Source organism: Staphylococcus cornubiensis, assembly GCF_900183575.1.
Taxonomy (GTDB): domain Bacteria; phylum Bacillota; class Bacilli; order Staphylococcales; family Staphylococcaceae; genus Staphylococcus; species Staphylococcus cornubiensis.
In genome coordinates this window covers 114,961-127,719 of record NZ_FXUZ01000004.1, presented here as the reverse complement: position 1 = coordinate 127,719, position 12,759 = coordinate 114,961, and the positions used below count along the sequence as shown (strand labels likewise).

The window sequence follows — 12,759 nt, the reverse complement described above, 5'->3', positions numbered from 1 at the left end:
ACATTTACTTATGCGTTTTTCTCTTCGTCAATTGTCTTATAGTAATCAAATTCTCTTATGCGCGCTTTATCCCCTACAATAACAAATTCCTTTTTAGCACGTGTCACTGCAACATTAATTAAATTAGGTTTTTGACATGACCATTTGATCGCGCCATTTTGTGTCTCATCTGTTCCAGTCACAAAATACACTTTAGCCGCTTCTTTTCCTTGAAATGTATGCACTGTACCAATTGACGCCAATAACCAATCCATAAGATTTACCCCTTCAGGCATCATTTTATCCAACTTGATTCGTGCCAATTTAATTATTTCATTTTTCACTTGTGTAAACGGAGATATCACAAAGACATTCGGTGGATATTGATTCATATTTTTAGCTTCCTCCCAATCTCGATATAGCGCGGCGACAACTGCCTCTCCCTGCTCTTTCACATATTGCTTAGGGTTTGCTTTTCCCTTAACATCTAACCAAGACACTCTACCTATAATACCTTTGTGCTCACTATTCTTAATATATTGAGGGAGTACCATTTTCTCTTCATACGCAATTTTATTACAAATCGCGAACATCGGATTCAAACATCTTCTGTGCACCCATAACGGTATACCTATCCATTGTTTATTGCCTTGAGCTTCTTTCCAATAGCCATATCGATTGGCATGATCTGCCAGCGTCTGTACTGAAGCTTCTACACTTACAAGCCTTTCGGGTACACCATAAGCTTTCCTCACTAAGTCGACTAAATTTTTGTCGAGCGTAACAACTGGTTCTATTTGTATAGGATCTCCTACTGCCACAACATGCCTTGAACGTTGAATTGCGCCCACTGCAGCTTGTGGAACAGCTTGACCCGCCTCATCGATAAAAAGATAGTCAATAAAATCTTTGGGCATCGTTTGATACATCATTCTAAAACTCGCAAAAGTCGTACTAATAACGGGAAAAATAAGATGAATCACATTCCATGCATTTTCAACTTTTGTAGGCGACGACAACATATATTCAAAGCGCCTTTGAAAATCATAAAGACCGGATTGAATTTGTTTCGCATTTCCCACTAAAATCAATTTATGCAATACCATCGCTTTTAAAAACAACAGTCCTCGATGAAATTGCAATGCATCAGAAGTCCATAAAACCTTTTCTTGTCTTGCTTGATACGCCTCGCTTGTGTCCTCCCAAAAATTATCATTAGGGGTGTGAATGTCAGGGTGTGCTTTGACAAATTCCGAGTATGCGTGTCGTGCTATCTGGTAGTCACTCAAACGCGTCTCCACTTTATTTTTCTCTGCTTTTAAAGCTTCAAGCAACTGTTCAGATTCATCAATGCGCGTATCTACAATACTTTTTTGTTTGTTTAATTCTATTTTCTTTGTTAATAACGCTTCAATCTCTGTCCTATATGCTTCCACTTTTTCATTGCCAGTAAATTTATCCTTAACCTTTTCTATTAAAGACATTTTTGCTTTAGCGACTTCAATCAAATGCTCAATATCCGTTCTATCACTTTCAATTTTCTCAATTTGACGTAAAATATCATTCCTCTGATTTTTAAGTTCTTCAATACCTTCAAAATAATTGATTTTTGTTTGATATTCGTCAAGCAAGACTATATCTTGTTGAGATTGTTTAGCTTGCTGTTGCATTTTTTGATATAATGTGACACCTTCTGAGATTTCTTCTTTAATGACTTTCACTTGCTCTAATGTTTTTTCGAATGATTTTTTAGCTTCTTTCCACTCTCTATTGATGTCTGTCGTATTTAACGTCTCTATCAATAACTTATTCATAGGCTGGCTTTCGCTATCAGATATCATCTTTGCCATCACTTGATCAATATTTGCTTTTTTACCAAACACACCTGAGAATAGCCCCCAAGCCGGTTCCCCTATCAATTTTTCGGCTATATTCTTGAATAATCCTAATTGTTGTGCCACTTCTTGATACCCCTCTTCATAATGAGGAAATTGTGTGCTTTGATCATTTCTTATGATTTCAGACAACTTCGGTAAATCTTTAGAGATGTTTTCTACAGCTCCGTTATTACTTGAAGCAACAACCATTTTGAACTGTGCGTGTTTTTGATTTAGAAAAGCCGTTGCATATTGATCAGTTTCATGTATTTTCTTATATGTAAACGCATCGGTAGGGCGTGATAATTCAGCGAAAGTTTTTGCCCTTTCAACAATATGGTGTGCGAAAATATCTTTAAGCAAAGTTGTTTTACCTGTGCCGGGCGGACCATTAACAGAACTTACTTGATCAGCGTCACTTGTAATTTGATTAACGGCTACTTGTTGCATTAACGACAGTCTATGTTCAACTAGAGAAGGCCAACGTCCATCAGGATAATTCTGAGGCTCTAGGTAGTGTTCAATCACTTCTCTGTTTTCATCAATGACATTTCTATCATCATCATTTAAACCATTAATGTACTGTTTTAGCGTTTCATTTGGATTATTTTTAGCCATTTCCAAATCTGTAATAAAGAAGCTGTTTAAATCATTGTTCTGCTTATCGTTTTCTATGTGGTGTATTGCAACAGTATGTTTAAAATAGCCGGAATGCTCAGATATTAATACTTTAAAATAGTGTCGATATAACTCATCTAACTGAGATAGCTTCCCTTTATCTAGTAGGTTATTGCCCATCACTTCTTCACATTTATGTTTGAATTTTTCAAAGTGATCATAGTATATGGCCTCTATATCAGCACTTTTATTTTTTTCAATTTGCGCAAGTGCACTCATTAGCATTGGGACATGCAACGTTTCTATAAGCACATAGCCTTCTTCATCAACCATGAATGTATAACCATAACAATCTGTTTGATCAACGTTATACACTTCTTCATCATCGAACATACTTCGCAACAATTTTTCAACTTCCCCAAATTTAAAATTAAAACGATACATTTGAAATTGAATTTTGCTTTTTTCCTTCAAATCTTCCCTTAATTGAAAGCGGTCATCTTCCCAAATTGTATAAAAAGAAGTATAGTCATGTACTTTCTTTTGCTGTTCATTTTGGGCAAAAATATTTTTATTCAAATACGATTTAATGTCTTCAATTGTGCCAGGTTGTAACGTTTCTAACAGTGCCCAAGCTGACAGCGTGTTCCTCACTAATCCACCCATCACAAAACCTCCAGAATTGTCTTAATATTCATGTATATTTTAACAATATTTCTGGACATTTTATACAATTAATTGCAACTGTTCAATTTTTGGAGTAATACTACAACTTAATATAGTCACAGTCTAACATCCACTTTCAACCATATATGTGATGTGATTCCCTCTAAACCGACCTTCTTTTTAAGTTTTCACGTGAAACACCACAAATAAACGACCTTGTTTCACACAAAGTCGCCTCACTTATATGTACTTATTCAATCACTTCTAGTTTTAATAATATGTACATCACAATTAAATCCAGCACCGACAAACCCACATAGAGTAATAACATAGTCGAGATACGTACCGGTAAAACGATAATAATGATAAAGTAAACCAAACTTAAAACTAAAAATGATCGGCCTGTTAATACATTTGTTCGCGCCTTTTCTGGAAAAAAGAAAATAATAGGTTGATGACGGTTAAAAATAATAAACCATGAACCTGTTAACAAAATTAAAATCGTAAAACTAATACCTACAGCATAACTCATTTCATGCACTCCAATCTCTCTTTTTCTCTATTTGGCGGATGAAATAATCTCTATCAAAACTATTATAAATAAAATAAATGTAATAAGTAAACTATATTTCATAAAACTACTAACTTATGTATATATTATCATTTAAAACATCAAGGTTTATGGAAATAAATTTTTAAAAAAAGACCTGCCCTCATAAACGAGGACAAGCCTTTATCGATTGATATACGCAATGTATGGATTAGTCTTTCTTAGAGTTACGGCGTCTGCCGAATAAAAGTAAACCACCAATGACCGCAATCAATCCACCGAATAAAATACCTGCTTGTTTGTTGTCTTCACCTGTTTCTGGTAATTGTTTAACCTCTTGCTTGTCTGTTGCTTGTGCTGAAGTTGCTCCAGGTTGATTTGTTTCAGCATATGGTGTCGTCGCGATGCCTGATGCTTCTTGTTCACCATTTGCCACACTTGTCATTGCTGTAGACACATGTGCAACTGTTTCAACAGCATGACTTGTTTGTTGAGATTCATGCGCAACTGTTGGCATTGTGATCACTTTATCACTTACTGATTCATGACCTTTCGTTGCTGGTACGTTTGTTTTATGACCTTTAGCTACCGTTGTCACTGTCGGCGCTTCATCTACTGCTTGTGTCTCATCTTTCTTTGATGATGGTTCTTCCGCTTTAGTGTCTACTGTTCCAAAAGTTGTTACCGTTGATGTCACACCACTTGGATCAGCTGATTCGACTTGAATTGTCGGTTGACTTCCAACAGTTACTGGTACTGTAAGCTGTGTCGTTGAACCATCCGGATATGTCACTTCAACACCCACATCCACGGTACCATCTGTTGTACCGTCAGGTAATTGGGATTCCTCATTTACTGTCACGACAGGTTGCTCGCCATCTGTTGGATAGTTAGGAATTTTCACAGAATCTGTCACATCAGTCGTTGTTACAGGTATACCATGTGCTTTCGTCACACCTTCACTTGTTGGCGTGTACTTATCGCTCTCTGATTGTTGATGATTTTCAGCAGCAGATGCGAAATGTGGTAAAAAGCCTTGTAACGATGGTAATTTGATAGATGGGCTGACTGTTGGACCATTAGCACCTGGTTCTGAAACACCCGATGAAGAACCACTCGAACCATGTCCACCATCTTCATCATCTGGACTAGAGGTTGTGACTGGAACACTAATTTCATCTGTTGTGCCATCTGGATATGTGACTCTCACATCTACATCCACTGTCGCACCCACTTTGCCATCTGGTAATTGTGTTGGATCTTTCACGGTCAATACAGGTTTTTCCACATCTACTGGATAGTTCGGAATATTTACTGCATCTAACACTTCAGATGCTGTTGTTGGGATGCCATATGGTTTCGTAATTCCTTCAGTTGTTGGTGCATACTTATCGCTATCCGGTTGTTTGTTTGTCACAACTGGCACTGTAAAGTAATCTGTTGTGCCGTCCGGATATGTCACTGTCACACCCACATTCATTTGACCTTCTTTTTTACCATTTGGCAATTGTCTTGGGTCAATAACTGTGACTACAGGTTGCTTACCATCTGTTGGGAAGTTTGGTACTTTAACTGCGCCTGTCACATCATCTGTTGTAGTTGGTTCACCGAAAGGCTTCGTAATACCGTCAGTTGTTGGTTCATATCTCACATTGTCCGCTGGTGGATTTGTCACGACTGGCACTTTAATATGATCTTTTGAACCATCTGGATATGTTACTGTTACACCCACAGTCACTTGGCCTTCTGTCATGCCATCCGGTAACTGGTCTGGTGCATCTACAGTTTTTATAGGTTGTTCCTCACGATGAGCCGGATAGTCTGGGACTGTGACTGCATCCAATACATCATTCACATCTGTTGGTATTCCATAATCTTTTGTCACACCATTACTTGTCGGTTCGTACTTTTGATTATCTCTTTGTTGACTAGTAAATACTGGTACAGAGATATGATCCTGAGTACCATCCGGATATGTCACTGTGACAGGAATATCCACTTCACCTTCTGTTGTGCCATCTGGTAATTTTGTTTCATCATCTACCGTTGCTGTTGGTTGTTGACCGCCAACTGGATAACCTGGCACTTGAATTGAATCTGACACATCAGCTGAAGTTGTAGGGTTACCGTAATCTTTGTACACTCCTAATGTGATTGGATCGTACTTTTCATTTTCCGCTTGTTTGCTTGTTACGACTGGGACTGTCATATAGTCTTTTGTGCCATCTGGATACGTCACTGTGACAGGAACATTGATTTGACCTTCTTTTCTACCGTTTGGCAATTGTCTTGGATCATTCACTGTCACAACTGGTTGCTCTCCATCCACTGGGAAGTATGGAATATGAACTGTATCTGTCACTTCAGCCGCTGTCGTAGGAATGCCATACGCTTTTGTAATACCTGTTGTCGTTGGCTCATATTTTTCATTATCTGGTTGTTTTTCTGTTACAACAGGGACTTTAATGTGATCTGTTGTTCCGTCTGGGTATGTGACTGTCACGTCTACATCCGTTTGACCTTCTGTTGTGCCATCCGGTAATTGTGTTTCGTCGTCTACTGTTGCGACGGGTTGCTCACCTTCTGCTGGGAAGTTCGGGATTTGAATTGAACCTGTTACATCACCTGATGTTACTGGTGTGCCAAATGGTTTCGTTACGCCTCCACTTGTTGGCTCATATTTGTCTCCATCCGGTTGTTTCTGCGTTACAACTGGGACTTTAATGTGGTCTGTTGTTCCATCTGGATACGTTACCGTTACATCTACTCCAACTTGGCCTTCCACTGTACCATCTGGTAATTGTGTTTCGTCATCTACTGTTGCCACTGGTTGTTCACCTTCTACTGGGTAGTTCGGGAACTTCACTGAACCTGTCACATCAGACGATGATACCGGTGTGCCAAATGGTTTCGTTACGCCTCCACTTGTTGGCTCATATTTGTCTCCATCCGGTTGTTTCTGCGTTACAACTGGGACTTTAATGTGGTCTGTTGTTCCATCTGGATACGTTACAGTTACATCTACTCCAACTTGACCTTCCACTGTGCCGTCCGGTAATTGCATTTCATCATCTACTGTTGCGACTGGTTGCTCACCTTCTGATGGGAAGTTCGGGATTTGAATTGAACCTGTTACATCAGATGATGATACCGGCGTACCAAATGGTTTCGTTACGCCTCCACTTGTTGGCTCATATTTGTCTCCATCTGGTTGTTTCTCTGTTACAACTGGGACTTTAATGTGATCTTTCGTTCCATCTGGGTATGTCACTGTTACGTCTACATCCGTTTGACCTTCTGTTGTTCCATCCGGTAATTGCGTTTCATCATCCACTGTTGCTGTTGGCTGTTGACCTTCTACCGGGTAGTTCGGAACTTGAATTGAACCTGTTACATCGTCTGACGTTACCGGCGTACCAAATGGTTTCGTTACGCCTCCACTTGTTGGCTCATATTTGTCTTTATCAAGATGCTTATTTGTCCAAACTGGAACTGAAATGTGATCTGTAGAACCATCTGGATATGTCACTGTTACATCCACATCAGCTTTGCCCGGTGTTTGACCATCTGGTAAAGTACTTGGATCCGTCACTGTTACTTTTGGTTGTGGTAAATCTGTTGGATAGTCAGGCACCTCCACTAATTTTGTAACATCTTCCTCTGTTGTTGGGTCACCAAATTGTTTCAAGATACCCGTTGCGACTGGATCATATTTATCGCTATCTAATTGTTTTTCCGTTACTACTGGGACTTTAATGTGGTCTGTTGTTCCGTCTGGGTATGTGACTGTCACGTCTACATCCGTTTGACCTTCTGTTGTGCCATCCGGTAATTGCGTTTCATCATCCACTGTTGCGACCGGTTGTTCACCTTCTGCCGGGAAGTTCGGAACTTGAATTGAATCTGTCACATCACCTGATGTTACTGGTGTGCCAAATGGTTTCGTTACGCCTCCACTTGTTGGCTCATATTTGTCTCCATCCGGTTGTTTTTGTGTTACAACAGGGACTTTAATGTGATCTGTTGTTCCATCTGGATATGTCACCGTCACATCTACATCAGTTTGACCTTCTGTTGTGCCGTCTGGTAATTGCGTTTCATCATCTACTGTTGCGACCGGTTGTTCACCTTCTGCCGGGTAATTCGGAATTTGAATTGAATCTGTCACATCACCTGATGTTACTGGTGTGCCAAACGGTTTCGTTACGCCTCCACTTGTTGGTTCGTATTTGTCTCCATCTGGTTGTTTCTGTGTTACTACTGGGACTTTAATATGATCTTTCGTTCCATCTGGGTATGTCACTGTTACGTCTACATCCGTTTGACCTTCTGTTGTTCCATCCGGTAATTGTGTTTCATCATCTACTGTTGCGACTGGTTGTTCACCTTCTGCTGGGAAGTTCGGGATTTGAATTGAATCTGTTACATCAGATGATTTTACTGGTGTGCCAAACGGTTTCGTTACGCCGCCGGTTGTTGGCTCATATTTGTCTCCATCCGGTTGTTTTTGTGTTACAACAGGGACTTTAATGTGATCTGTTGTTCCGTCTGGGTATGTGACTGTCACGTCTACATCCGTTTGACCTTCTGTTGTGCCATCCGGTAATTGCGTTTCATCATCCACTGTTGCGACCGGTTGTTCACCTTCTGCCGGGAAGTTCGGAATTTGAATTGAATCTGTCACATCACCTGATGTTACTGGTGTGCCAAACGGTTTCGTTACGCCTTCACTTGTTGGCTCATATTTGTCTCCGTCTGGTTGTTTCTCTGTTACAACTGGGACTTTAATATGATCTGTTGTTCCATCTGGATACGTCACCGTCACGTCTACATCCATTTGACCTTCTGTTGTGCCGTCTGGTAATTGTGTTTCATCATCCACTGTTGCCACTGGTTGTTCACCAGTCATAGGGTAATCCAGCACTTCTACTGTGTCTAACACGTCATCTGCTGTTGTTGGCTCCCCATATTTTTTCGTTATGCCTTCACTTGTTGGCTCATATTGCGATGCCATTGGTTCTTTTGCTTGAACTGTAACAGGTGCAAAGATGGTATTTTTAGAACCGTCCGAATAAGTCACAATCACTGGAATACCATAATCACCTTCTGCAACTTTTTCTCCAGGTTTTACTGTAATTGAACCGTCATGATTCACTGTTACCCATTGAGGGACGTGATGACCTTTTGTAAAAGTTGTGCCGTTCGGTAATCGACGACCATTAGCATTTTTAGGTGCTGGAATCGTCACCTTTTGACCCGGTTCCACTGTTGTCGGTGGATAGACTGGCTGATATTTCGCTGCGTCTTCATTGACATGTACAATCAGTGAGTCTGTAGCTGTAACATGGCCACCTACCACGAGTTGTACAGTATACACTTCACCTGATTTTGCGTTAGTTGGAATCATAAATTTCGCTTTATTTTCAGCTGCTTTTTCCGAAGTTACAGGACCACTATCTTTAACAATTCTGCCTGACGAATCTTTCCATTGTACACGTGTCTGTAATGAAGTTTTAGGCATACCTGAGATATCAACATATGCTGTTTGACCGCGATGTGCAGGGTTAGATGTCACGTCAAAGTTTGTAATATTGATTTGCGTTTGTGTCGTTTCAACAACCGCAAAGTTGACATTGACCCATGCATGTCGAATCGGTCTGTAATACGGTGCTGTTTGTGGTGCAACTGATAAATTATAATTCGGTCTACGGAATTCTGGTGAAGTAAAACCTGAATAACTTTTTACAATTTCACCATCACGATTCATTACATAGCCGTATAGATGATCTTTGTTTAATGTACCTTTAGGGAAGCGCAATGTGTATCCACCGCGTCCATTAGTTGTCCCTTCCACAGTCACTGACATATATTCCGGATGTGCCTTTAATAATTTACGTGCGGCTTCTGCTCGGTCTTTTTCAGGCAAACGATTCACTTGCGCATCATACGCTTTCGCACCTTGATCTGTTAATGATGTCATAACCACTTTATATCCAGCTGCAGCCATATCTTTCATATTGTAGTTAGGGCCTGTCGCTGAGTTTGCATAGTCCCCATCGCCTGTTTCTATCCAAATTCTACCGCTAATAAAATCATTCTCAATCATTGTGACCGCTGGATTAGCAGCAGCACCTTTTGAATCATTAACGTGATGTTTTGATGTTAAATATTTTTGTGAAGGAATCGTTGTCATAAAAATACCTGTACGTTGCATATTCGTACCAATTAACGGGAATTGACCCATATTATTATATGTCACTGAATCCACGTACGTACCTGGAAGATAGCCCCCTGCAACACGTAACATTGTAGCAACATTACCATCTTTAGTTGTGAAATCGTCAATCCATATTTTATAACGTTGGCCTTTTACCGCACTATATACGTGGTGTTTACCATTGGCATCTGTCCAACCTTGGCGTAAATCAAATGCATAGGCGCCAGGACCAACTTGACTGCCGCCTACAGAGCTAAGTCTATTCGTTGTTTTAGCTGTATAAATAGGTGAAGTTGCTCCATCTTTGTCCATCCACTGTAAATGAACTTTAGTGCCTTGCGGAACAGGTGTTAAACCATTCGCCATCGTTGCTGGTGTTCCGTGATCTAATAGCCATGCACGACCAGATAACGTATGTGCCGCATTCGTCGCATCAGTGCCAGATTTGATATAACCATTTGCGATTGCATCTGCAGGGATCTCTGCTTCATCTTCTGAAACAACATCACTTGGCCATGTTGTCTTTTTAGGCGTAGCGACTTTCTCAGACTTATTTCTCGTACTTACTGTTGCGGCCGTTTTTTGTGCATCTTGTTTGTCCGCATAGTCCTTAAGATGTTCTAGATAGAGTGCTTTTGTAGCTGGATCCATATTGTCGAAATTTGTTTCTTTTAATAATTTTTCAAGTTGTTGATCTGTAAGTTGTGGTTTTTCTGTCGTTTGTGGGAGTTTTGTATTAATTTGAGTTTGATCTGTTGGAATTTCTGTAGATGGAGATTCTTGTTGATTTGTAGGAAATTCTGTTGTAGACTTTTCACTTGATGAAGATTCTGTTGTTTGCTTTTCTGTTGTACCCTTTTCTTTTTCAGGCATTTCTTTACGCTTTGTTGTCTCTTCTTTTGGTTGTTTTTCTGTTTTGGCTGTATCTTTTGAATTCACTGCTTCTTCTGTTGTTTTTTCTTCATGACTTGTTTCTGTTGAATTTTTCGGAGTGGCTGTTTGTTCAATGCTTTGATCTTCATTCTTTTGTACATCAGTGGCTTGGGTTTCTTGTGTTTCTTCTTTCACAGGGGCTTCGGTAGCGTGATCTGTTTCATTAGTAGGAATTTTGGTTGTTGTTGCTTCGTTACTTTGTTTTGTCGTTTGTGGACCATCTACTGTTTGCGCTTTAGTAACTGTATCTTTATGATTCACTTCATCTACTGAAGGATTTGCTTCTGTTGTCGGGCCTTGTGCTGTCTTTTCAGTTGTTTCTATTGACGGGTCCGAAGTATTGGAAGCATCTTGAGATGTTTGTGTTGCTCGAGATACTGTATCTTTTTCTGCAGCTGATGCATCACTCGTATGGGCGCCTAAAAAGAAAGCTGTACCGACGAGCACTGACGCGATACCAGCTGAAAAGCGACGAATAGAATACCGATTTTGACGTTTTGACAAAAAGTTAAAATGTTTCTTTTTTGATTTGTTCATGAAATTATCAACTCCTAAATTTTTTTAATGCACTTGCAGCTAAAGAATAAACCAAACTATTGCTTTGTACAACTAAAGATTTTTAAAAATTTTCACTCAGAGATTACTATATTTTAAATATAGTATTTTATTTTGGTTTGTATTTTTAAAAATGTATGGTTTTACAAATATTAATATAAAACTTTAAACATAAAAAAGCTTTTATCACTTTATCCTTTTCAAACCCTAGTGATAAACAATATAAATTATTTTTAAGGGTGCATTATTTACAAAAAATAATTTATATGTATAAAATTCGAAAAAATATCTCAACATTTATAGACTTTATCATGCTTAGCTTTCATAAATAGGAGACTATATGCGCGTGCAGTATATCGTGGTACTTTTAAACCCTTTTTTATACGAACATAAATACACTAAGTTTATAACAAACAATTTGAATATCGGCGCATATACGTTTCAACAAATTGCAAATACAAACAGAGGGAATCGTTCAATTAATTTTAATATCTTTTCATATTCATACGGAAAAGAAACCGAATCAACAAAAAAATATTATTTTCTCTAAAAAAGTGATACTTTTGTTAATTTGCTCAAATGCAAATTTTCAAATCTGCTCTTTTTATAGGTCATTTAAATTGACCTATTTGCAATATAATCAACCTTTAATATTTGAAAAACATTTATTACAACTTTGGTCATTCTATCACCGAAATCTTTAATGTCATAAATATTTGAAAAATCTTTTCACTAGTTCACAACGAAAAACGCCTGTCCCTTTAAAAGAATTGGTCTGACCAACTCAATAAGGACAAGCGTTGAAGAAATTTGCTACTAAAAATAAAGGTGCGTTATAGATTGGACTGTTGAACAAAGTGGTATACTTTTTATCCCACTATTTCCACCATAGTCAATCGTGATAAACCTTGATATGACGCGATTCTCCCTTCAAATTATACATATCATTTCATACGTTTCTTTTTTCTCTAAAAATTTAATAGTCAAAATAGTTGACCCTGTTCATTTTAAATTGATATAGCGCTTGTTTGAAGCATATTTTGATAAGGCTCGCTAACTAAATCGTTGTGCATTTATTGATAATATGCAAAAAATGTATCATTTTGTAATTAAACCGTTAATTTTCAGTAAATTCATTTTTCTCTTTTAGTGGCATATTTTCCTGAGAATACGATAAAAAATACTCTTTAAAAATCTTGTTGCCAACCCACAATTTGCTTTAAAAACCTTGTTTTACATCTAATAAAAAAGGGGAGAACATAATCATTTTTGATGCTATGGATGCAGTATTGAGTTTAACTAACCCTCCCTATGATTTGTGGTATTTGATTGCCCTTATGGCTTCGCGTTCCCAGGGGACTTGT

The 12,759-nt window shown here is 38.6% G+C and carries 3 protein-coding genes; all 3 read right to left on the bottom strand.

Features of this window, described 5'->3' with window-relative positions:
- Positions 1–8: 8 nt before the first annotated feature.
- The 3 genes from CCE82_RS06545 to CCE82_RS13320 all read right to left on the bottom strand — a co-directional run bounded on the left by CCE82_RS06545 (position 9) and on the right by CCE82_RS13320 (position 11,377).
- Positions 9–3,140: a DEAD/DEAH box helicase gene (locus CCE82_RS06545; protein ID WP_086428611.1), complete on the bottom strand. Its 3,132-nt coding sequence runs from the start codon at positions 3,138–3,140 to the stop codon at positions 9–11.
- Positions 3,141–3,390: 250 nt separating this feature from the next.
- On the bottom strand, positions 3,391–3,672 hold the full coding sequence (locus CCE82_RS06540; RefSeq protein ID WP_086428610.1) for a hypothetical protein: 282 nt from the start codon (positions 3,670–3,672) through the stop codon (positions 3,391–3,393).
- Positions 3,673–3,901: 229 nt separating this feature from the next.
- Positions 3,902–11,377 carry a Rib/alpha-like domain-containing protein gene (locus CCE82_RS13320; RefSeq protein ID WP_086428609.1) on the bottom strand — a complete coding sequence of 2,492 codons (7,476 nt, stop codon included), beginning with the start codon at positions 11,375–11,377 and terminating at the stop codon, positions 3,902–3,904.
- Positions 11,378–12,759 lie beyond the last annotated feature (1,382 nt).

Coding starts and splice junctions, on each gene's coding strand:
- CCE82_RS06545 (WP_086428611.1), bottom strand. CDS start 3,140: ATGGGTGGATTAGTGAGGAACACGCTGTCAGCTTGGGCACTGTTAGAA.
- CCE82_RS06540 (WP_086428610.1), bottom strand. CDS start 3,672: ATGAGTTATGCTGTAGGTATTAGTTTTACGATTTTAATTTTGTTAACA.
- CCE82_RS13320 (WP_086428609.1), bottom strand. CDS start 11,377: ATGAACAAATCAAAAAAGAAACATTTTAACTTTTTGTCAAAACGTCAA.